At 72.1% G+C, this 22,104-nt stretch carries 17 protein-coding genes; 12 read left to right on the top strand and 5 right to left on the bottom strand.

Annotated elements, in window-relative coordinates:
- Positions 1-33: 33 nt before the first annotated feature.
- From SRB5_RS02240 to SRB5_RS02230, 3 genes are all read right to left on the bottom strand, one after another.
- A complete protein-coding gene (locus SRB5_RS02240) occupies positions 34-1,866 on the bottom strand; it encodes a chitinase (protein ID WP_323376817.1) in 1,833 nt (610 codons plus the stop codon).
- A 114-nt stretch (positions 1,867-1,980) separates the two neighbouring features.
- On the bottom strand, positions 1,981-3,447 hold the full coding sequence (locus SRB5_RS02235; protein WP_153449643.1) for a M28 family metallopeptidase: 1,467 nt from the start codon (positions 3,445-3,447) through the stop codon (positions 1,981-1,983).
- An 89-nt stretch (positions 3,448-3,536) separates the two neighbouring features.
- Positions 3,537-5,549, bottom strand: a complete 2,013-nt coding sequence (locus tag SRB5_RS02230; RefSeq protein ID WP_153449642.1) for a glycosyl hydrolase family 28-related protein — start codon at positions 5,547-5,549, stop codon at positions 3,537-3,539.
- A gap of 488 nt (positions 5,550-6,037) precedes the next feature.
- On the opposite strand from SRB5_RS02230, the gene fusA reads away from it, so the two are divergent.
- On the top strand, positions 6,038-8,044 hold the full coding sequence (gene fusA, locus SRB5_RS02225; RefSeq protein WP_323376814.1) for an elongation factor G: 2,007 nt from the start codon (positions 6,038-6,040) through the stop codon (positions 8,042-8,044).
- A gap of 58 nt (positions 8,045-8,102) precedes the next feature.
- Here the strand turns inward: fusA and SRB5_RS36200 are convergent, their stop codons facing one another.
- The gene (locus SRB5_RS36200; protein ID WP_153449640.1) at positions 8,103-8,750 is read right to left on the bottom strand and encodes a DUF4232 domain-containing protein; all 648 of its coding nucleotides are present in this window, start codon (positions 8,748-8,750) and stop codon (positions 8,103-8,105) included.
- A gap of 302 nt (positions 8,751-9,052) precedes the next feature.
- On the opposite strand from SRB5_RS36200, the gene SRB5_RS02215 reads away from it, so the two are divergent.
- From SRB5_RS02215 to SRB5_RS02165, 11 genes are all read left to right on the top strand, one after another.
- Positions 9,053-9,601: a SigE family RNA polymerase sigma factor gene (locus SRB5_RS02215; RefSeq protein ID WP_323376812.1), complete on the top strand. Its 549-nt coding sequence runs from the start codon at positions 9,053-9,055 to the stop codon at positions 9,599-9,601.
- Positions 9,601-10,353: a hypothetical protein gene (locus tag SRB5_RS02210; RefSeq protein ID WP_153449639.1), complete on the top strand. Its 753-nt coding sequence runs from the start codon at positions 9,601-9,603 to the stop codon at positions 10,351-10,353. The genes SRB5_RS02215 and SRB5_RS02210 overlap by 1 nt, the downstream gene beginning before the upstream one ends.
- A 292-nt stretch (positions 10,354-10,645) precedes the next feature.
- On the top strand, positions 10,646-11,296 hold the full coding sequence (locus SRB5_RS02205; protein ID WP_153449638.1) for a GntR family transcriptional regulator: 651 nt from the start codon (positions 10,646-10,648) through the stop codon (positions 11,294-11,296).
- Positions 11,293-12,198: a dihydrodipicolinate synthase family protein gene (locus tag SRB5_RS02200; RefSeq protein WP_323376810.1), complete on the top strand. Its 906-nt coding sequence runs from the start codon at positions 11,293-11,295 to the stop codon at positions 12,196-12,198. Before SRB5_RS02205 ends, SRB5_RS02200 begins: the two co-directional genes overlap by 4 nt.
- The gene (araD, locus tag SRB5_RS02195; RefSeq protein WP_153449637.1) at positions 12,195-13,928 is read left to right on the top strand and encodes an L-arabinonate dehydratase; all 1,734 of its coding nucleotides are present in this window, start codon (positions 12,195-12,197) and stop codon (positions 13,926-13,928) included. Before SRB5_RS02200 ends, araD begins: the two co-directional genes overlap by 4 nt.
- 85 nt (positions 13,929-14,013) lie before the next feature.
- On the top strand, positions 14,014-14,952 hold the full coding sequence (locus SRB5_RS02190) for a carbohydrate ABC transporter permease (protein WP_153449636.1): 939 nt from the start codon (positions 14,014-14,016) through the stop codon (positions 14,950-14,952).
- Positions 14,953-14,972: 20 nt separating this feature from the next.
- Positions 14,973-15,842, top strand: a complete 870-nt coding sequence (locus tag SRB5_RS02185; RefSeq protein ID WP_323376958.1) for a carbohydrate ABC transporter permease — start codon at positions 14,973-14,975, stop codon at positions 15,840-15,842.
- The gene (locus tag SRB5_RS02180) at positions 15,839-16,987 is read left to right on the top strand and encodes a Gfo/Idh/MocA family protein (RefSeq protein WP_153449635.1); all 1,149 of its coding nucleotides are present in this window, start codon (positions 15,839-15,841) and stop codon (positions 16,985-16,987) included. Before SRB5_RS02185 ends, SRB5_RS02180 begins: the two co-directional genes overlap by 4 nt.
- Positions 16,984-17,799: a DUF6807 domain-containing protein gene (locus tag SRB5_RS02175; protein WP_407703860.1), complete on the top strand. Its 816-nt coding sequence runs from the start codon at positions 16,984-16,986 to the stop codon at positions 17,797-17,799. Before SRB5_RS02180 ends, SRB5_RS02175 begins: the two co-directional genes overlap by 4 nt.
- A 48-nt stretch (positions 17,800-17,847) precedes the next feature.
- Complete coding sequence (locus SRB5_RS02170) at positions 17,848-19,173, top strand: ABC transporter substrate-binding protein (RefSeq protein WP_153449634.1); 1,326 nt, start codon at positions 17,848-17,850, stop codon at positions 19,171-19,173.
- A 109-nt stretch (positions 19,174-19,282) separates the two neighbouring features.
- Positions 19,283-20,575 (top strand): pectate lyase family protein, encoded by a 1,293-nt coding sequence (locus tag SRB5_RS02165; protein WP_407703859.1) that lies wholly within the window; start codon positions 19,283-19,285, stop codon positions 20,573-20,575.
- Positions 20,576-20,636: 61 nt separating this feature from the next.
- Here SRB5_RS02165 and SRB5_RS02160 read toward each other — a convergent pair whose 3' ends face one another.
- A complete protein-coding gene (locus SRB5_RS02160) occupies positions 20,637-22,028 on the bottom strand; it encodes an MFS transporter (protein ID WP_153449893.1) in 1,392 nt (463 codons plus the stop codon).
- Positions 22,029-22,104: the final 76 nt, after the last annotated feature.

Genomic DNA, 22,104 nt, shown 5'->3' with positions numbered 1-22,104 from the left:
GCCGTCACCGACGGAGGTGACGTCCGGGATCTCCTACGGGAAGTAGGAGTCGAAGTTGTGCTGGAAGGCGTAGCCGCTGTAGCGGTCCCAGTTGATCGACCACGTCATCAGCCCCCGCAGCGCGGGCCATCTGCCGTGCGTCGCGTACGAACCGCAGTTGGAGCCCTTCGTCAGACAGTCCAGCACCTTGGTCACATCCGCCGGGGACGTGTAGCCGTTGCCCGCGTTCTGGCTGGCCGGCAGGCCGAACGCGACCTGCTCGGGGCGCAGCGCCGGGAACATCCGCGAGGTGTTGCCCGCGACCGGGAAGCCGGTGAGCAGCATGTCCGTCATCGCGATGTGGAAGTCCGAGCTGCCCATGGTGTGGTACTGGTTGTCGAGCCCCATGATCGGACCCGAGTTGTAGTCCTGTACGTGCAGCAGCGTCAGATCGTCGCGCATCGCGTAGATGACCGGGAGGTACGCCCCGCAGCGCGGGTCCTGCCCGCCCCACTGGCCGGAGCCGTAGAACTGGTAGCCCATCTGCACGAAGAAGGTCTCCGGGGCCATCGTCAGCACGAACTTCGAGCCGTACTTGGCCTTCAGGGACTTCAGGGCGGAGATCAGGTTGACGATGACGGGCGTCGTCGGGTTGCGGAAGTCGGTGTCGCCGGTGTTGAGGGACAGCGAGTGGCCCTCGAAGTCGATGTCGACCCCGTCGAGTCCGTAGGTGTCGATGATCGAACTCACCGAGCTGACGAACGCGTCCCGGGCGGCGGTGCTGGTCAGCTGCACCTGCCCGTTCTGTCCGCCGATGGACAGCAGGACCTTCTTGCCGGCGGCCCGCTTGGCGGCGATCGCCGCCTTGAACTCGGCGAGGGACTCGACGCCCGGGCACTCCGTCTGGGGGCAGAGGGAGAAGCGGATGTCGCCGGAGGTGACGGACGTCGGTTCGCCGAAGGCGAGGTTGATGATGTCCCAGCTGTCGGGCACGTCCGCCATCCGCGTGTAGCCGGAGCCGTTGGCGAAGGACGCGTGCAGATAGCCGACCAGGGCGTGCGCTGGGAGGTCGCCGCCGGGCGGGTTGCCGCCGCCGTCGCTGGTCGTCGACGCCGTGACGGCCGCCGACTTCGCGGACTCACCGGCGCTGTTCACGGCGGTGACCTGGAAGCTGTACGCCGTGGACGCGGCCAGGCCCGTCACCGTGGTGGAGGGCGAGGTCACGGACTTGATCCTCGCGCCGTCCTGGTAGACGTTGTAGCTGCTCGCGCCGCTCACCGCGGACCACGACAGCGCGATGCTGCTCGCCGTCGCCGAGCCGGCGCCGAGGCCGGTGGGGGCGGTCGGGGGCTGCGGGTTACCCGGGCCGCCGCCGGGGCCGAACAGGCTGACGTCGTCGGCGGTGTAGGCGGGCACGCCGTACCAGCCGTGCGTGTAGATCGTCACGGTGGAGGCGGTGGCGTTGGTGGTGAAGGACAGGCTGAGCTTCTGCCAGCTGGTCGCGGAGGGTGTCCAGACGTACGAGGCGGTGGTGCCGGTGCCCTCGACGCCGAGGTAGACGTAGCTGCCCTGGACCCACGCGCCGAGCGTGTACGTGGAGTTGGGCTGGACGTTCACCGTCTGGCCGCACTTGGCGTTGTCGCCGGCGGTGGGGGTGGCCTTGAGGGCCGCGCTGCCGCCGTGTACGGGGCTGCCGACGGTCGTGCCCGTGCTGCCGGAGCAGTTCCAGCCGCTCAGGCCGGACTCGAAGCCGCCGTTGACGGCGAGTTCGCCGTCGGCGGCCGAGGCGGGGCCGGCGGCGGAGAGCAGGGCGCCCGAGAGGAGCGCGGCGGACAGTATTGCAATGAGCCTGACAATGCGGGTTCTGAAGGGTCTGGTGCGGTCCACGGGGCGCCTCCGGGATTGGGGGGTTGACCGAACCTTGGTCCAGACCAATTCCGTTGTCAAGACCTCCGGCGTACGCGACGCCCCGGTGGGCCGTGACCCACCGGGGCGTCCGGGTCAGGACCTCGGCACGGGGAACGCCACCGGGCCGGCGTGGCCGGCGTGGTTGCGGGCGCGGACGCCGAAGAAGACGTTGTCCTTGGAGAGGTCGACCTCGACGGTCGTCACGTCACCGACGTCGATGACGTGCGTCCACTCCGCCGCGGTGGTCTCGCGCCACACGACGTCGTAGCCCTCGAGGTCCGGCTCCGTGCCCCGGTCCCAGACCAGCTCGGTCGCGTTGGTCAGATTGCTGGTGCGAATGCGCACGTTGCGCGGCGTGCCCGGCGCCTGGGCGAGGGTCCACAGCGCGGCGGCGTTCACCCGGGCCACCCGGGCGATGTACGGGAAGTCGCAGAACTCCGGCAGGTCGCCGTACTGCAGACCGTCCTCCACCCGGATGTCCTGGTGCTGGTGGGCGAAGTTCTCCGCCGGTTCGGTGAAGCGGGCCGCCGGGAAGCCCTGCTCGAGGAAGGGGATCTGGTCGCCGCCGCGCAGATAGCGGTCGCGGCGGTAGATCACCCGTACGCGCATCTCCGTCGCGTCGTTGTCCGCGGTGTCCCTCACGAAGCGCGCGAGCTGGCGGGCGGGCGAGTCGTTCTCGCCGCCCACCGACATCCGGGTCGACGCCTGCGCCGGGGTCTCCGAGGTGGGCACGCCCTCGGCGAAGAGCCGGACGGTGTACGGGTCGCGCTCGCCGTCGTCGGCGGTGGGGCTGCCCACGATGTCGCAGGTGAACATCCCCTGGACGTCCGTTCCGGCGGCCTTGAACTCGCGGGCCATGTGGCCGGATCCGTACAGCCCCTGCTCCTCGCCCGCGACCGCCGCGAACACGATCGTCGAGGCGGGGCGGCGCTTGGCCATCACCCGGGCCAGCTCCATCGCGACGGCGACACCGGAGGCGTCGTCGTTGGCGCCCGGCGCATCTGCTGTTGCGTTCATGACATCCGTGACGCGGGAGTCGTAGTGCCCCGAGACGACGTAGACCCGCTCGGGGGTGACCGAGCCGCGCAGGGTCGCGACGATGTTCGTGATGCGGGTCGCGACCGGGATCCGGCTCGCGGGCTCCTGGACGTAACTCTGCAGGTCGGCGGTCATTCGCCCGCCGCTGCCGGCCGCGTACGAGCGCATCTCGGCCAGGATCCAGTCCCGGGCGGCGCCGATGCCCCGTACCGGGTCGTCCTGGACGGAGAGGGTGTGGCGGGTGCCGAAGGTGACGAGCTTGCGGATCGTCGCCTCGATCCGGCGGGGGTCGATCTCCTTCAGGAGGGCGCGCAGTTCCCGGTCCGGCTGCTGTGCGGTCGCCGGGCGGCCGTCGCCGGACGGGCGGTCGTCCGCCGCGGCGGTGCCGGTGGTCAGGGGGAGGGTGGTGGCTGCGAGGGGGAGCCCGAGAGCGGCGGCCGAGAGGACCGAGCGGCGGGCGGTGCCGCGGTGGCGGCTTGTGCCGTGTGTGCTTCCGGGGTTCTCAGGGATCTCGTTCGACATGCCGCCCATGGTCATTGCAGCTTCAACGACTGGCAACGGGGTGCGTCGGGGCGGCCGTCCGATTCCGGCCACCCCGACGCGCCCGCGCCTCACCAGGGGGCGGGCGCCGGCGGCTGGACGACCGGGGGACGGTCGTCGCAGGTGATCGTGTTGGGCAGCAGCCACGGCGCGAGCCAGGCGCCCGCCGTGCCACCCCCGTCGTTCCCGCCAAGATCCGTGAGGGCGAACTCGGAGCCGGTGGCCGGGAAGTTGAAGGCGCCGCAGTTGTTCACGCCCACCGCCCCGACGTGCCGGGCGTCGACGTTCTCGAACGAGGCGGAGCCCTTCGTACGGGCGCTCAGCACCGAGGTGCCCGTGCCGTCCACCCGTACGTCCTTGAAGCGGACGCCGTCGATCGAGTAGAGGTCCTTCACGCCGAATTCGCTCACCAGCATGATCGCGTTGTAGGTGTTGTCCAGATAGTGATCCCCCTCCACCAGCACGTCCGCGTCGATGCTCCGCTCCAGCGCGTAGATCCAGAGCGCGCCCGTCCCGATCCGCCAGTTCAGCTCCTCCCCGCCGGCCCGCACCGTGGTGTTGTCCCGGAATCGCAGCCTGCCGGTGAACGGCTCCGCCCCGAACCGGGTGCCCGCGTGCAGCGCGCTGCCCTCGCGGACCGGGTCGGCGACCAGGTTGGCCGAGACGGTGTTGTCCGTGCCGCCGTAGACGGCGATGCCGTTGGCGAGGACGGGGGACTGGACGGTGTTGCGGGTGATGGTGTTGCGGGCGTCGGCCGTCTTGTCGGACCACATCGCCAGTCCGTCGTCGCCGGTGTTGCGGACGAAGTTCCCCGACACCGTCGAGTCGGTGACGCCGGTGTGGAAGTTGAGCGCGTCGGCGATCTGGTCGGCGATCACGTTGTCCGCCACCCGTACGTTGCTCATCGGGCCGTCGAACCACAGGCCGACCTTGGTGTGGTGGATGTACAGCCCCTCGATCACCGAGTCGCTCATCGCCCCGCCGACACCGTTGACCTGGTCGGTGTCGATGCGCTCGCGGACGTCGCCCTCGATCGCGAAGTCGGACAGCCGTACGTGGCTGCTGCCGCCGTCCCTGCCGTAGAAACCGACGCCGGTGTGCAGCGACCCGTCCGGCGCGGGCTCGTCGAGGGTGACCTCGCGGCCCTTGAACACCGTGTGCCAGCTGCCCGCGCCCTCGATCGTCACGTCGTCGACCACGATGTGCCGGTCGACCCGGTACGTGCCGGGCGGGACGAACACCGGGTGGCCCGTGCGCCGGGCCTGCGCGATCGCCCGGTCCAGCGCGCCGGCGGAGTCGCGCCGGCCCGTCGGGTCGGCGCCGAAGCGCAGCACGTCCACGGCGCCCGGGGGCCGGGTGCGCGGCGGGGCGACGCGCTCGGTGTCGAGCAGGTCGATCACCGTCCACGACGCGTTGCTCGACGCGGGCATGGTCAGCCGGACGCGGTCCCCGGCGCGGTAGGTGCGGTCGAGGAGGCGGCGCTGCTCGTCGTAGAAGTGGAACGGCCGGAACGGGGTGTCGATCACCGGCGGCGGTTCGGTGGCGGCCGGTACGCACTGGCACTCCGTGATCCACCAGTCGGGGTGCAGCAGTCCGGCGCCCGGGTCGTTGGTGAACGGGTACTGGTTGTACAGCCACGAGTACTGCGAGGTCAGCGTCATCCGTGCGGCGCCGCGGCCGTTGACCGACACGTCCAGCGGGGCCGTGATCCCGCCGCCGTCCGGGGCGTCGGGGAGGCTGTAGCGGACGGTGAGGGCGTTGGCGGCGGACGGCAGGGTGAACTCGACGTACTGGCCCGGCTCCAGCCTCACCGCCGCGCGGCCGGAGGCCTCGGACGGCAGGGTGTACGCGGTGCGGTCGGGGCCGATGACGGTGCCGGTGGTCGGCGCGTTCTCCGCCTCCTGCTCGGCGAACGGCACCTCGGCGCCGCGGCCCGCGACCAGCGCGGGATCCAGGCCGGCGCGGGTCACGACGGGCCCCGGTGCCGCGTCGGCCCCGGCGGCGGGGGCGCCGAGGAGCAGACCGAGGGCGAGGGCGCAGGACGTCGCCGCCGCCAGTGCGGCGGCGGTGATGCTCCGGGTCATCCAGGACTCGATTCTCTGGGCGGAGTTGAGGTGAGAGCGAGCCGACAGTAGGGCGGCCGGACCCCGCCCACAAGAGGAGCTGCCAATGATTTTCTTCGGGATGCCGAAATCTTGCGTAAGTCGCGCGCGTTGTTGCGGGCCGTCGGCAACTGCCGTAAATCGCTTGCCCGATGACCCCGACCCCTGGCTACACTCGGCTCGCACGCAGCGGACGACCGCCGCGTGCCTTTTCGACGAGTGAGGGGAGACCGGCCGTGCGTGACCGTACCGCCGTCGTCGCCGTCCCCCGCACCCGGTTCGACGTGATCCTGATTTCTCCGTCCTCCCGGTGACGGCCGCGCGGCCGCCGCTGGACGCTGTGACGACCTTCTGACGCGCCCTTCCGCTCTCGTCGGAGATTCCTGACGCCCGCGATGCCCGCGGGCGGTGCCTCGTCACGTAATCGCGCCCGCCCCTGTGTTCCCGCAGCTCACGAAAGGCCCCGGGCCGTGCGTACCACGAACCTCAGCCTCGTCCGCAACATCGGCATCCTCGCCCACGTCGACGCCGGCAAGACCACCGTCACCGAGCGGTTCCTGTATCTGACCGGCGCCACCCACAAGCGCGGCGAGGTCCACGAGGGCACGACCGTCACCGACTTCGACTCCCAGGAGCGCGACCGCGGCATCACCATCTTCGCCGCCGCCGTCAGCTGCGTCTGGGACGAGCACCGTATCAACCTGATCGACACACCCGGCCACGTCGACTTCGCCGACGAGGTCGAACGCTCCCTGCGCGTCCTCGACGGCGCGGTCGCCGTGTTCGACGCGGTGGCCGGCGTGGAGCCGCAGAGTGAGTCGGTGTGGCGGCAGGCGGACCGGCACGGCGTGCCGCGCATCGCGTTCGTCAACAAGATGGACCGCGCGGGCGCCGACCTCGACACCGCGGTCGACTCCATCCGCAACCGGCTGCATCCGGCGCCCCTGGTCGTACAGCTGCCGATCGGACGCGAGGACGGCTTCACCGGCGTCGTGGACCTGCTCGACCTGCGCGCCCGTACGTGGCAGGGCGACCGGATGACGGACGGTCCCGTACCGGACGACCTGGCCGCCGAGGCGGTCCGCAGACGCAGGCTGCTCGAGGAGGCCGTGGCCGAACTGCACGCCGGCGCGCTGGAGGAGTTCTGTGCCGAGGGCACGATCGGCGGTGCGACGCTCGCCGCCGCGCTGCGTGAGCTGACGCTCGGCGGGGAGGGCCTCGTCGTGCTGTGCGGGTCGGCCTACCGGGACCGGGGCGTCGAGCCGCTGCTGGACGCGGTGGTCTCCTACCTCCCCTCCCCGCTGGACGTACCGGCGGTCGAGGGGCGGACGGCCGCCGATCCGGCGGAGCCGTTCGCGGGCCTGGTGTTCAAGGTCAACTCGACCTCCACCGGGCGGCTGACGAGCCTGCGCGTCTACGCCGGGACCATCCGGCGCGGCGACACCGTGCTCGACACGGGCGCCGGCCGCACCGAGCGCGTCGGACGGATCCTGCGGCTGCAGGCCGACCGGTACGCGGAGGTGGACCGGGCGGTGGCAGGCGACATCGTCGCCGTGGTCGGGCTGAAGAAGGCCCGCGCCGGGGCGACCCTGAGCGACCCCGCCGCGCCGCTGACGCTGGAACCGCCCACCACGGCGGAGCCGGTCGTCTCGGTGGCCGTCGAGGCCCGCCGCAGCCTCGACACCGACCGGCTGGCCACCGCGCTGGCCCGGATGGTGGAGGAGGACCCGTCCCTGACGGTCCGGACCGATCCGGAGACCGGGCAGACGCTGCTGTCCGGCATGGGTGAGCTGCATCTGGAGGTGGCGGTGGAGAAGGTACGCCGCGACCACGGCATCGAGGCCACGGTCGGACGGCCGCAGGTCTCGTACCGCGAGACCGTCGTCCGCGGGGTGACCGGGCTGGTCTACCGGCACGTCAAGCAGGACGGAGGCGCGGGGCAGTTCGCGCACGTGGTCATCGACGTGGAGGCACACGACGACGGCTTCGTGTTCGAGTCGGCCGTCACGGGCGGCCGGGTGCCGCAGGAGTACGTGCGCGCGGTCGAGGCCGGCTGCCGGGACGCGCTGGCCGAGGGTCCCCTCGGCGGCCATCCGGTGACCGGGCTGCGGGTCAGGCTGACCGACGGCCAGACACACGTGAAGGACTCCTCGGAGCTCGCCTTCCGTACGGCGGCGCGCTTCGCGCTCCAGCAGGCGCTGCGCACGGCGGACATGGCGCTGCTGGAGCCGGTCGTCGAACTGGTCGCCACGGTGCCCGAGGACGCCGTCGGCGGCGTGCTCGGCGATCTCGCGGCGCGGCGCGGGCGGGTCACCGACTCGACGGCGCGCGGCGGGACGGGCGTCCTCACGGCCACCGTGCCGCTGGCGGAGCTCTTCGGCTACGCCTCACGGCTGCGCAGCCGCACGCAGGGCCGGGGCACGTTCACCACCCGCCCGCTGGGGTACGCCCCGGCGCCGGTGGGCGTGGCGGGCTGAGGCCATGAGAACGGCGGGGGTGCCCTTTGCGGGGCACCCCCGCCGGAGTCCGGTCGTGTCAGAGGTTCTTCAGGGGGTCCAGCGCGGAACCCGTCGCGCCGGTCCAGTACGTGACGCGGGCGCCGTCGTCGAACGGCGTCGTGTCCGGCATGGAAACCCCGGCCGGCTCACCGAGCGGCTTGCTCTCGGTCTCGCCGCCGTACTCGCTCATGAAGTCGACCGGGATGCCGTTGGTGTCCATGGTGTCCATGCCGCCGCCCATGGACTGCAGCCCGGCGTACGCCTGTCCGCCGGGGGCGAGGTCGACGGGGTCCCCGGAGGTCTCGTCGATCACCGCGATCGGCCGGCGCGCGCCGTCGAACTTGATGTACGGGTAGCTCCAGACCGTGCACGTGGCGTCGCCGTTGTTGCGTACCGTGACGAGGAAGTGCCGCTCGGCGTCCAGGCCCGGGAGGTCCGGCTTCGTGACGGTGACCTTGAGCGAGGCCGGCGCACAGGTCTGGATCTCGCCGCTGTCGCCGGCGGTGCTGTCGTCCGCCGGGTCCTGCCCGGCCGGCTTGTCCGCCGCCGGGGCACTCGACTCGGCGGCGGCGCCGTCGTTCCCGGACGTTTCGCAGGCCGACGTCGCGAGCACCGCGGTGACCGCGGCGGCGGCGAGGAGGGCGGAGGTGACGCCGCGGCGGGGCGGGCGGGCAGGAGCGTTCACGGAATCCCCCGTTGTGTGCCGGTCGCGGCCCGCTGCGGGCACGCGATCACGCGTTGGATTGTGTGGTCCGCGCCGCCGCCCGCGCACCCCTTACTGACGATCTGTTACGGAGCACGGACGTGAAGGGGGCGATTCCGTGTCCACCGGCCACCGACGAGTGGCCGACGCGGGTCTCCTGCCAGGGCAGATCGATTGCTATGCTCACCGCCCCGCCGTCAACCCGGCACGGCCGGTGGAGCATTGAGCGGAATCCGTCGCGGGGTGAGACTGGTGGAGCGTAGAGCGTGGAAGGAGGCCTGCCCGTGGGCACAGCCGCCGGTGATTCTGCCGCGGAGTTCCATGCGTTCTTCGAGGCGCACCACGTCGAGCTCGCCCGGTTCGCGCACATGCTCACCGGTGAACGCGAGGCCGCCGACGATCTCGCCGCCGACGCGCTGCTCGCCGTCTGGGACCGCTGGGACCGGGTGCGTTCCGCCGAGCATCCGCTGGCGTACGCGCGCGGCGTGGTGGCGAACATGGCGCGCGGCCGGATCCGCGGCGCCGTACGCGAACGCCGCCGGATCGCGCTGTACTCCGCCCGTGAGCCCGCGGAGACGGCCGGGCCGGACGTCGCCGCGGTCCTCGACGTCCGCCGGGCGCTGCGTATGCTGCCTTTCCGCAAGCGGGCGTGCGTGGTGCTGCGGCACGGCCTGGACCTGTCGGAGCGGGACACCGCGCTGGCCCTGGGGATCTCGGTGGGTACGGTGAAGAGCCAGACGTCCAAGGGCATGGCCGAACTGCAGCGGCTGCTCGGGCAGGGCCGGACGGGGCCGGGTGTGCTGCGGGCGGCGGCGACGGAGGGCGGCAACTGATGGACGAGTTGCGCCGAGCCGTGCGCGGGGCCGCCGACGCGCACCGGCCGGACACCGTACGGATGCGTGAGCGCGTCGAACGCGGCATGGAGCGGCGGGCGGCGGGCGGATCGCCGTTCCCGCACAGCTGGCCGCGCGTCGCCGCCGCCGCGGCCGCCGTCGCGTCGGTCGTGGCCGTCACCGGCGTCGCGGTGGCCGTCGCCCTGCGCGACGACGCCCCCGCCCGGCCGCCCGTCGCGACCTCCGCCCCGCCCCCGGCCACGACGGCCTCCCCGCCCGCCGACGGGCGGACACCCGACGCGTCGCCGTCCACCCCGAAGTCCGGGCACTCCCCGTCCAGGGCTCCTGTCACCGGCGCGAGTGACGCACCGGTGACGGCGGCCGGCTCCCTGAACCAGAACAGCAACGACTACTGGGCCCAGCACGACGTCACCCTCGAGGTGACCCGCCGGCTGACCGCGCTCACCGTCGAGCTGCGGGTGGCCCGCACCGCCGGCGTCGCGTCCAACGGCGCCTGGAACACGCTGAACAAGGAGGACTTCACGGCCGACGTGCATGAGGCCGGGGAGTTCCTCGTCTACCGCTGGACGCTGAAGGAAGGCCGTACGGTGCCCGCCGGACGCCACGTCTTCGCCGGCCAGTTCAACCACGCGCCGGGCGGCCGCACCGCTGCCGGCGACCGCTACACCGTCACCGGACGGGCGCAGGACGCGCCGTTCACCCTGTCGGGCGGCTTCACGCCCGCCTCGTAGCGCCCCTCCCGCGAGCTCCGGACCGGGGATTTCCCCGGCCCCGGCAACCGCACGCGCCCCGGCGGCAACTCCCGCACGTCACCACCCCCTGAAAGCACCCCCCACCCCGCCCCCCGTCGCGACGTCCGCGCGCCGGGGGGCGGGTCATGTCCGCCCGGCCAGGCGCCGAACTCCCGTACCGGCGGACCTTTTTCTGCGCGAAGCATTGACGTCCGACGTCCCGCGACCTACTTTCGCCACGTCATATTTCGTACGTCATATATGAGACGCGATACGCGAGAGCCGAGACTCCATGACCTTCGCAGCACCGAGCCCGATCCCCTCCCGCACGGAATACGTGCTGGAGGCGATCAAGCGCGGGATCCTCACCGGCGGACTCGTCCCGGGCCAGGCCCTCGTCGAGACCGAACTCGCCGCCCGGTTCGGGGTGTCGAAGACGCCCGTGCGGGAGGCCCTGAAGACCCTCGCCGGCACCGGTCTCGTCGTGATGAGCCAGTACAAGGGCGTCACCGTCCGTACGGTCGACGCGGCGATGGCACACGAGGTCTACGACGTACGACTGCTGCTCGAGCCCGAGGCCCTGCGCCGCTCCATCGCCCGCCGGGCCGCCTTCACCGAGGCGGCCGAGGCCCTGGAGCGGGCCGCCACGGCCGACGACAACGCCGAACGCAGCCTCGCCAACCGCGAGTTCCACCGCGCCCTGTACCTGCCGTGCGGCAACCCGCTGCTCGGCCGGATGCTCGACGAGGTCCGCGACCAGGCGGCCCTGGTCTCCGCCGTGGCCTGGGCCGTCCAGCCCTCCTGGGAGAAGGAGGCCGCCGAGCACGAGGAGATCCTGCGCCTGGCCAGGGCCGGCGACGCGGACGGCGCCGCCGCCGCACTGCACACGCACATCGCGGACTTCGTCCGCCGCGCCTATCCCGAGCAGGAGGCCGACGCGTGACCGGATTCGAGGCCCAGCGGGCCGCGCTCGCCCAGGTGGTGGCGATCCCCGTCACCCCCTTCACCGCCGGCGGCGGCATCGACGCCCCCGCCCACCGCACCCTGCTGCGCCGCCTGCTCGACGGCGGCGTACGCACCCTCACCCCCAACGGCAACACCGGCGAGTTCTACGCCCTCACCGAGGCCGAGCGGCGCACCGTGGCGGAGCTGACCGCCGACGAGACCGGCGACGTGGCCGTGCTCCTGGCCGGCGTCGGCCTCGACGTGCCGGCGGCCGTGGACGCCGCCCGGCACGCGCGGTCCGTGGGCGCCCGGATGGTGATGGTCCACCAGCCCGTGCACCCGTACATCTCCCAGGACGGCTGGGTCGACTACCACCGGCGCATCGCCGACGCCGTCCCCGACCTCGGCGTCGTCCCGTACATCCGCAGCCCCCGCCTGCCCGGCGAGCGGCTGGCGGAGCTGGGGGAGGCCTGCCCGAACGTCATCGGCGTCAAGTACGCCGTCCCCGACGCCCGGCGCTTCGCGGCGTTCGCCCGCGACGCGGGCCTGGACCGCTTCGTGTGGGTCGCCGGACTCGCCGAGCCGTACGCCCCCTCCTACTTCTCCGCCGGCGCCCGCGGGTTCACCTCGGGGCTGGTGAACGTCGCCCCCGCCGTCTCGCTGACGATGCTGGAGGCGCTGCGGGACGGGGACTATCCGGCGGCCATGAAGGTGTGGGAGCAGATCCGGCGCTTCGAGGAGCTGCGCGCCGCCGACGGCTCCGCGCACAACGTGACCGTCGTCAAGGAGGCCCTGGCGTCCCTCGGCCTGTGCCGCCGGGACGTCCGCCCGCCGAGCAGCCCGCTGCCCGAGGGGGCGCGGGCGGAGATCGCCGCGATCGCCGCGGGGTGGGTGATATGAGCGAGGCCGTCCCACCGCAGCGCGAACTCCGCAGCCACCAGTGGTACGGCACCGACGGCCTGCGCTCCTTCAGCCACCGCGCCCGCACCCGCCAGCTCGGCTATCTCCCCGAGGAGCATCTGGGCAAGCCGGTCGTCGCCGTCCTCAACACCTGGTCCGACATCAACCCCTGCCACTCCCATCTGCGGGAACGCGCGCAGGCCGTCAAGCGCGGCGTGTGGCAGGCGGGCGGCTTCCCGCTGGAGTTCCCCGTCTCGACCCTGTCGGAGACGTTCCAGAAGCCCACCCCCATGCTCTACCGCAACCTGCTGGCCATGGAGACGGAGGAGCTGCTGCGCTCCTACCCCGTGGACGGCGCCGTGCTGCTCGGCGGCTGCGACAAGACGACGCCCGCCCTGCTGATGGGCGCCACCTCCGCGGACGTGCCCGCCGTGTTCGTACCGGCGGGGCCGATGCTGCCCGGGCACTGGCGGGGGGAGACGCTGGGCTCGGGCACCGACATGTGGAAGTACTGGGACGACCACCGCGCCGGCCTCATCGGCGACTGCGAGCTCGGGGAGCTGGAGGCGGGGCTGGCCCGCTCGCCCGGCCACTGCATGACGATGGGCACGGCGTCCACGCTGACGGCCGCGGCCGAGGCGCTGGGCGTGACGATGCCGGGCGCCTCGTCGATCCCGGCGGTCGACTCCGGGCACGAGCGGATGGCGGCGGCGGCCGGGCTGCGGATCGTCGGGCTGATCCGCGAGGGCCGCACCCTGGCGGACATCCTCACCCGGGAGGCCTTCGAGGACGCCGTCACGACGGTGCTGGGGCTCGGCGGCTCGACCAACGCCGTCATCCACCTCATCGCCATGGCCGGGCGGGCCGGCGTACCGCTCGCCCTCGACGACTTCGACCGGCTGGCCCGCGACGTACCGGTGCTCGCCAACGTCCGGCCCTCGGGCGGCCCGTACCTGATGGAGGACTTCCACTTCGCCGGCGGCCTGCCCGGCTTCCTCTCCCGGATCCCCGACCTGCTCCACCTGGACCGTCCCACCGTCGCCCACGACACCCTGCGCGAACAGCTCGCAGGCGCCCTCGTGCACCACGACGACGTCATCCGCCCGCGTACGAAACCGGTCGCCGCGGAGGGCGGCGTGGCGGTACTGCGCGGCAACCTGTGCCCCGACGGCGCCGTCATCAAGCACATCGCCGCCGAACCCCGGCTGCTCCGGCACACCGGACCGGCGGTCGTCTTCGACGACTACCGCACCCTGCAGCGCACCATCAACGACCCGGCCCTGGGCATCACCCCGGACCATGTCCTGGTGCTCCGCGGCTCCGGCCCCAGGGGCGGCCCCGGCATGCCCGAGTACGGCATGCTGCCGCTGCCCGACTACCTGCTCAAGCAGGGGGTGCGCGACATGGTCCGCATCTCCGACGCCCGGATGAGCGGCACCTCGTACGGCGCGTGCGTCCTGCACGTCGCCCCCGAATCGCACGTCGGCGGCCCCCTGGCACTGGTCCGCACCGGCGACCCCATCACCCTCGACGTCCCCGCCCGGACGCTCACCCTCGGCGTCGACCCCGGGGAGCTCGAGCGCCGCCGCGTGGCGTGGACGCCGCCGCCGGAACGCTACGAGCGCGGCTACGGCGCCCTGTACGCCGAGCACATCACGCAGGCCGACACCGGCTGCGACTTCGCCTTCCTGGCCAAGAAGGGGAACGTGCCGGACCCGTACGCCGGCTGAACCCCACCCGAGACACGGACGACCGAGCGCTTTCGCACGCACCTCGTGCAAGCGCTTACGACGCAACCGAAACGGAGACCAAGGCATGGCCCGACCCGCAGCCGTGGCGAAACCGCCCCCGCGGCCCCGCAGCACGCGGGCGCGCTCGGCCACCCCCCGCCGGCTCCCGTATCTCCTGATCGCCCCGGCGGGGCTGCTGATGCTGGGCTTCATCGCCTACCCGGTGGGCAGCGTCTTCTACTACAGCCTGCAGCACTACAACCCCACGAAACCCTGGCGCAACGGCTTCGCGGGTCTGGACAACTTCGACGAGATCTTCACCTCGGACCCGCTGTTCTGGGACACGCTGGTCTTCAGCGCCAAATGGGTCGTGGTCGAGGTCGGGCTGCAGCTGCTGCTCGGCCTGGCGCTGGCGCTGATCGTCAACCAGACCTTCGCCGGCCGCGCCCTGGGCCGCGCGCTGGTCTTCTCGCCGTGGGCCGTGTCCGGGGTGCTGACCTCCGTCATCTGGGTGCTGCTCTACAACTCCCAGACCGGCGTCACCCGTTATCTCGCGGACCTGGGCATCGGCGAGTACGGCACGTCCTGGCTGTCGGACACCTCCACCGTCTTCTCCGCCGCGATTGTCGCCGACCTGTGGCGCGGGGTGCCGTTCTTCGCGATCCTCATCCTCGCCGACCTGCAGTCCGTGTCGAAGGACCTGTACGAGGCCGCGGAGGTCGACGGGGCGGGCCGGCTGCGGCAGTTCTTCCACATCACGCTGCCGCACCTGAAGGACGCCATCGTGCTGTCTACGCTGCTGCGCGCGGTGTGGGAGTTCAACAACGTCGACCTGCTCTACACCCTGACCGGCGGCGGACCGGCCGGGATGACCACGACCCTGCCGCTGTACGTGGCCAACACCAGCGTCGACGCACACGACTTCGGTTACGCGTCCGCGCTGACCACCGTCGCGTTCGTGATCCTGCTCTTCTTCTCCTTCGCGTATCTGCGCCTGAGCAAGTTCGGGAGGAACGAGTCGTGATCACCGACTACCAGCCGTCCGTGGCCCCCGAGGTGAAGCACACCCGGTCCGGCCGTTCGCGCGGGCGCCGCCACCGGGCCTGGGACGAGGCGCCGCGCTGGCAGATCTATCTGCCGCTGGGCATCTATCTGCTCTTCACCCTCATCCCCTTCTACTGGATCTTCCTCTTCGCCGTCCGCCCCGCCGGCTCCACCTCGCTGGTGCCGTGGCCGATGACGGGGGAGCACTTCGCGAAGGTGTGGACGGAACGCAGCTTCGCCACGTACTTCCAGAACAGCGTCGTCACGGGCGTCGCCACCCTGCTGATGACCACCGTCGTCGCCCTCGTCGGCGGCTACGCGCTGGCCCGCTTCGACTTCCGCGGCAAGCGCCCCTTCATGCTGGTGCTGCTGTGCTCGCAGTTCGTGCCGGGGGCGCTGCTGCTGGTGCCGCTGTTCCGGATCTTCGCCGAGCTGCAGCTGATCAACTCCCTGGCCAGCGTGGTCGTCGCGGAGACCGTCTTCCAGCTGCCGCTGTCGATGATCCTCATCAGCGGCTTCATCAGGAACGTGCCGTACTCCCTGGAGGAGGCCGCCTGGGTCGACGGCTGCAACCGCTTCCACGGCTTCCGGGTCGTGGTGCTGCCGCTGCTGCGGCCCGGGCTGATCGCGGTCGGGTCGTTCGCCTTCGTCCACGCGTGGAACCACTTCCTGTTCGCGTTGATGTTCCTCAGCCGGCAGGACAAGCAGACGATCCCCGTCGGCCTCAACACCCTGATGAGCGCGGACAGCGTCGACCTCGGCGCGCTCGCGGCGGGCGGCATCATCGCCGCCGTGCCCGTGGTGATCGTCTTCGCCTTCATCCAGAAGTGGCTCATCACGGGCTTCAGCTCCGGGGCGGTGAAGGGATGACCGCGATACCCGTCGTCCTCGCCGGCGCCCGCGGGCACGGGCGGTGGCATCTGCGCAACATCCGGCGGCTCGAACAGGCCGGTACGGTCCGGCTCGCGGGCGTCTGCGAGCTGACGCCGCTCACGGCGGACGAAGGGGTGGGCCCCGGCGTCGCGCAGTCCGCCGACCTCGGCGCCCTGCTGGACACCACCGGTGCGCGGATCGCCGTCGTCTGCACGCCGATCCCCACCCACGAGGCCCTGGCCCGCACCGTCGCGCGGCGGGGCGTCCATCTGTTGCTGGAGAAGCCGCCCGCCCCGTCCACGGCCGGGTTCCGGCGGATCGAGGAGGCCGTGACGGCGGCGGGTATCGCCTGTCAGGTCGGGTTCCAGTCGCTCGGCTCGCATGCCGTGCCCGCGATCCGGGCGCTGGTCGAGGCGGGGGAGATCGGCGAGGTCACGGCCGTCGGCGGGGCCGGCGCCTGGGTCCGGGACGAGGCGTACTACCGGCGCGCGCCGTGGGCCGGCCGGCGGCGCCTGGACGGGGCCGACGTGGTCGACGGCGTGCTGACCAACCCCCTCGCCCACGCGGTGGCCACCGCCCTGGACCTGGCCGGCGTCACCCGCGCCGAGGACGTCGCCGGGATCGAGACGGAGCTCTTCCGCGCCCACGACATCGAGGCCGACGACACCTCCTGCATCCGCGTCACCCCCGCCCGCGGCCCCCGCGTCACCGTCGCGGCCACCCTCTGCGCCGAGCGGCCGGGCGAGCCGTACGTGATGGTGCACGGCGACCGCGGCCGCATCACCTTCTGGTACAAGGAGGACCGCGTGCTGCTGCAACGCGCCGGACACGGCCCCGAGGAGCGGGAGTACGGCCGCACCGACCTCCTCGAGAACCTCGCCGCCCACCTCACCGACGGTACGGACCTCCTCGTACCCCCCGCCCGCACCGCCGCCTTCATGCGCACCGTCGAGGCGATCCGCCGCGCCCCCGACCCGCACCCCCTCCCGCCCTCCGCCTGGCACACCGCACCCGGCGACAACGCCCCCCGCCGGGTGATCCCCGGCATCGACGCCACGGTCGCCGCGGCGGCGGAGACCGGCAGCCTCTTCGCGGAGCTCGGCGCCCCCTGGGCCCGCCCGGCGGAGGTGGGCACCGCGTGATCACCCTCACCTGCCGCGGCCGCACGGTCGCCCGCTACCTGACGGCCCCCGGACTCCCGCGCCCCTACTTCCACCCCGTGACCACCCTCGCCGGCGTCCCCGTCACCGAGGAACGCCCCGCCGACCACGTCCACCACCTAGGCGCCGGGATCGCCGTGCCCGACGTCGACGGCCACAACTTCTGGGGCGGACGCACCTACGTACGCGGCCGGGGCCCCACCGAACTCGACAACCACGGCACCCAGCACCACGTGGGCTGCACGGAACACCGCCCCGACGGCTTCACCGCCGACCTCAGCTGGACGGCCGACGGACACGAACTGCTGCGCGAGCGGCGCACCGTCCGCGCGACCGGCCTCGACGACACCGCCTGGGCCCTGGACCTGACCTTCGCGCTCACCAACACCACCCCCGCCCCCCTGTCGTTCGGCAGCCCCCAGACCAACGGCCGCCCCGGCGCCGCGTACGGCGGATTCTTCTGGCGCGCCCCCAAGGAACCCCGCCCCCCGCACGTCTTCACCCCGGCCGCCGACGGCGAGGAGGCCGTGCACGGCTCCACCGCCGGCTGGCTGGCCCTGGCCGGCGACGGCTGGACCCTCGTCCACGCCGGCGGCGACGACACCACCCGCCGCGACCCGTGGTTCGTGCGCACCGCCGACTACCCGGGCACCGGCTCCTCCCTGGCCTTCGCCGGCCGCGTCCCCCTGCACCCCGGCGAAACCCTGCGGCGGCGCGTGGTCACCGTCGTCGCCGACGGCACCCTCGACCGCAATGCCGCGGCGGTCCTCGCCACCCGGGCGGTGGGGCCGTGACGCACCCACAGACGTACACCCTCATCCACGCAGAGAAGAGAGCCGACCATGTCCAGTAACCCAAGACGCCGCCGCCTCGCCGCGGCCCTCGCGCTCACCACCGCCCTGGCCCTGACCGCCGCAGCCTGCGGTGACGACGGCACCTCCGGCGACAAGGGCAAGGAGGGCTCCGGCAAGGGCGAGATCACCTTCTGGGACAACAACGGCGGTGTCCGTACCGAGGTCTGGAAGGAGATCATCGCCGACTTCGAGAAGAAGAACCCCGACATCAAGGTCAACTACGTCGGCATCCCCGCCGAGAGCGTCCAGTCCAAGTACGACACCGCCATCCAGGGCGGCGGCCTCCCCGACGTCGGCGGCGTAGGCGCGGCCATGCTCGCGGCGATCGCCGCGCAGAACGCGCTGGAGCCCCTGGACGACAGGCTCGCCAAGAGCCCGCTGAAGGACAAGCTCAGCACCGCCATGGTGGACAGCGTCCGGGCGGCCGGCGGCGGCGAGCAGATGTTCACCCTGCCGACCTCCGCGAACAACGGCACGCTCTGGTACCGCACCGACCTGTTCGAGGCGGCCGGCCTGGACGAGCCGAGCACCTGGACGAAGTTCTACGCGGCGGCGGAGAAGCTCACCGACAAGGGCAAGAACCACTTCGGCTACACCATCCGCGGCGGCGAGGGCTCCATCGCGCAGGCGCTGGACGCGGCGTACGGGCAGTCGGGCATCACGGAGTTCTGGAACGGCGACAAGACCACCGTCAACGACCCGAAGAACGTCGCGGCGCTGGAGAAGTACGTCGGCCTCTTCAAGAAGGTCACGCCGTCGGCCGACCTGAACAACGACTTCAAGAAGATGGTCGCCCAGTGGGACAGCGGCGAGATCGGCATGCTGAGCCACAACCTGGGCTCCTACCAGGACCATCTGAAGGCTCTCGAGGGCAAGTTCCGCGGCATCCCGAACCCCACGCTGGACGACGGCACCCGGGTGCAGGTGTCCAACCCGGTGGACGGCATCGGGATCTTCAAGAGCAGCAAGAACAAGACGGCGGCGTGGAAGTTCGTCGAGTTCGCGCTCTCCCACGAGTCCAACAGCAAGTGGAACGAGGCGGCCGGCGCCATCCCGTCCAACCTCGAGGCGGCCGGTGACGGATGGGTACAGAGCGCGGAGGCCACCAAGCTCGCGGCCGCGGCGCTGAACGACGGCACGATCAAGATCGTGCAGCTGCCGTACTACCTGCCCGACTGGAACTCCCTCAGCAAGGCGGACAACGAGCCGAACTTCCAGAAGGTGCTCCTCGGCAAGATGTCCGCGAAGGACTTCCTGGACACCCTGGCCGGGCAGCTCGACGAGGCCCAGGCGGAGTGGAAGAAGCAGCAGTAACGCGTATGTCCCCACCGGGCCGGCGGCAGAGTGCCGCCGGCCCGCACCACCGGGACCGACCCCGGACGACGTCCGCGAGCCTGCCCCGCTCGCGGGAAGGAGCCGCACCGTGTTTCTTGAATGTCATGATCGCGTCACTCTTGTGCTGGCCGGCTGTGCCGCCCTCGCGCTGTCCGTCGCCGCCCCCGCCCAGGCCCGCGGCGGCGACATCGCCCGCCAGGTCCTCCCCGCGCACGACGGCTGGGCCTCCGAGGGGCCCGGAACCACCGGCGGTTCGGCGGCCGGGAAGGACCGCGTCTACACCGTCACCACCTGGGAGGAGTTCCGCCGCGTCCTCGACGAGGCCGGCGACGCCCCGAAGATCATCAGGGTCAAGGGCACGATCGACGCCGTCTCCGCCGGCTGCGACGCCCTCGCGGCCGAGGGCTACGACCTCGACCAGTACCTCGCCGACTACGACCCCGCCGTCTGGGGCCTCGACACCCCCGTCAGCGGCCCCCAGGAGGATCTGCGGGCGATCTCCGCCGCCAACCAGGACCGCGCCATCAAGGCGCTCGTCCCAGCCAACACCACCATCGTCGGCGTCGGCCGCGACGCGACGATCCTCGGCGGCAGCCTGCAGATCAAGAACGTCGACAACGTCATCGTCCGCAACCTCACCGTGGAGAGCCCGCTCGACTGCTTCCCCCAGTGGGACCCCACGGACACCGCGACGGGCGCCTGGAACTCCGAGTACGACGCCGTGGTCGTCTACGGCTCCACGCACGTGTGGATCGACCACAACACCCTGACCGACGGCCGCTACCCGGACAGCACGCTGCCCACCTACTACGGCCAGACGTACCAGCAGCACGACGGCCTGCTCGACATCGTGCGCGGCGCCAACTACGTCACCGTGTCGTGGAACTCGCTGGAGAACCACGACAAGACCATGCTCATCGGCAACAGCGACGGGGCGGGCGCCGACGACAGCGGCAAGCTCAAGGCCACCTTGCACCACAACCGCTTCACCGGCGTCGGCGAGCGCGGGCCGCGCGTGCGGTTCGGCCAGGTCGACACGTACAACAACCACTACACGGTGCTGCCTGGCCAGAAGTACGGCTACTCACTCGGCGTCGGCTTCAACTCGGCGCTGTACGCGGAGAAGAACGCCTTCACCCTGGGCGCCGGGGTCACACCGGGGAAGATCCTCAAGAAGTGGTCCGAGGCGCCGGTCACCGCGCTCACGAACTACGTGAACGGCGCGCCGGTCGATCTGATCGCCGTCCACAACGCGGAGATCCCGGCGGAGTTCCTGCGGTCCGGCGCCGGGTGGACGCCCGAGCTGCGCACCCACGTGGACGACCCGCGGGCCCTGCCGGGGCTGCTCGCCCGGCGCGCGGGCGCGGGGAGGATCGGCTGACGGAGGTCCCGGAAGGGGAGAGGCCGGGGGGACGATTCGGGGCGTCCCCCGGCCGTCCGCGTCACGCCCGCGCGGCGGCGGGCTCCTTCTCCAGGTCCACGGCCGTCTGAGCGGCGGCGTCCTTCGTGGGGATGAACGCGGCGATCACCGCGGCCACCAGGGCGACCCCGGAGCCGATCAGCAGGCCCGTACGGAAACCGTCCTCCGACGGCAGCACGTGCCCGCCCAGGTTCACCGTCATCTGCGCCAGCACCACACTGGTCACGGCGGCCGACACCGACGTGCCGATGGAACGCATCAGGGTGTTGAAGCTGTTCGCGGACGCCGTCTCCGACCGGGGCACCGCGCCCATGATCAGCGCCGGCATCGACCCGTACGCCAGACCCACGCCCGCGGCGCAGATCAGCGTGATGACCAGCAGACCCCAGGTGGAGCCCAGCAGCACCACCGAGGAGCCGTAGCCGAGCGCGATGACGAGGCTGCCGACGACCAGCGTGGTCTTCGGGCCGCGGGCCGCGCTCAGCTTGCCGCCGATCGGGGAGACCAGCATCATCATCAGACCCGACGGCGCCATCCACAGACCCATCGAGAGCATCGACTGACCGAGGCCGTAGCCGGTGGCCTTCGGCAGCTGCATCAGCTGCGGGATGATCAGCGCCTGCGCGTACATCGCGAACCCGACCACGACCGACGCGGCGTTGGTCAGCAGCACCTGGCCGCGCGCGGTCACCCGCAGGTCGACCAGCGGGTCACGGGTGCGCAGCTCCCACCAGCCCCACGTCAGCAGGACGAGCGCGGCGGCGGCGAACAGCCCCAGCGTCGTCGTGCTCGACCAGCCCCAGTCACCGCCCTTGGACACGGCCAGCAGCAGACAGATCAGACCCGCGCCGAGCCCGAGCGCGCCGGGGAAGTCGAAGCGCCCGCGGGTCTCGGGCCGGGCCGCGTCCGGGACGAACAGCAGGATCGCCACGCCCACCAGGGCGCTCAGCACGGCCGCGCCCCAGAACAGCGCCCGCCAGCTGGAGTTCTCCGCCACCGCGGCGGCGATCGGCAGGCCGAGGGCGCCGCCGATGCCCATGGACGCGCTGATCAGCGCGATGGACGTGGTCAGCTTCGCGGGCGGGACCACATCGCGCAGCAGGCTGATGCCCAGCGGGATCACGCCCATGCCCAGGCCCTGCATACCGCGGCCGACGATCATCGGGACGACGGAGGAGGACAGGGCGCAGATCGCCGAGCCCAGCACCAGCGGGACGACGGAGATCAGCAGCATCGGCCGCTTGCCGAACAGGTCGCCGAGCCGGCCGGCGACGGGGGTGGAGACCGCCGCGGCCAGCAGGGTCGCCGTGATCACCCAGGCCGCGTTCGACGGGGAGGTGTCGAGGATCTGCGGCAGCTCGCCGATGAGGGGGACGACGAGTGTCTGCATCACCGCCGCCGTGATTCCGGCCATGGCGAGTACGCCGACCAGGGGGCCGGATCGGGCTTCGGGCTGTTGCACGGGGGTTCTCCTCGGAATCGTGCCGGGG

It is taken from the genome of Streptomyces smaragdinus (assembly GCF_009604385.1).
Classification (GTDB): domain Bacteria; phylum Actinomycetota; class Actinomycetes; order Streptomycetales; family Streptomycetaceae; genus Streptomyces; species Streptomyces smaragdinus.
This window is presented reverse-complemented; position numbering and strand designations above follow the sequence as displayed.

Bases quoted from the DNA above. Each gene is read 5' to 3' on its own strand.
- SRB5_RS02235 (WP_153449643.1), bottom strand. From the start codon at position 3,447: ATGTCGAACGAGATCCCTGAGAACCCCGGAAGCACACACGGCACAAGC.
- SRB5_RS02230 (WP_153449642.1), bottom strand. From the start codon at position 5,549: ATGACCCGGAGCATCACCGCCGCCGCACTGGCGGCGGCGACGTCCTGC.
- SRB5_RS02210 (WP_153449639.1), top strand. From the start codon at position 9,601: ATGGACGAGTTGCGCCGAGCCGTGCGCGGGGCCGCCGACGCGCACCGG.
- SRB5_RS02205 (WP_153449638.1), top strand. From the start codon at position 10,646: ATGACCTTCGCAGCACCGAGCCCGATCCCCTCCCGCACGGAATACGTG.
- araD (WP_153449637.1), top strand. From the start codon at position 12,195: ATGAGCGAGGCCGTCCCACCGCAGCGCGAACTCCGCAGCCACCAGTGG.
- SRB5_RS02190 (WP_153449636.1), top strand. From the start codon at position 14,014: ATGGCCCGACCCGCAGCCGTGGCGAAACCGCCCCCGCGGCCCCGCAGC.
- SRB5_RS02180 (WP_153449635.1), top strand. From the start codon at position 15,839: ATGACCGCGATACCCGTCGTCCTCGCCGGCGCCCGCGGGCACGGGCGG.
- SRB5_RS02170 (WP_153449634.1), top strand. From the start codon at position 17,848: ATGTCCAGTAACCCAAGACGCCGCCGCCTCGCCGCGGCCCTCGCGCTC.
- SRB5_RS02160 (WP_153449893.1), bottom strand. From the start codon at position 22,028: ATGGCCGGAATCACGGCGGCGGTGATGCAGACACTCGTCGTCCCCCTC.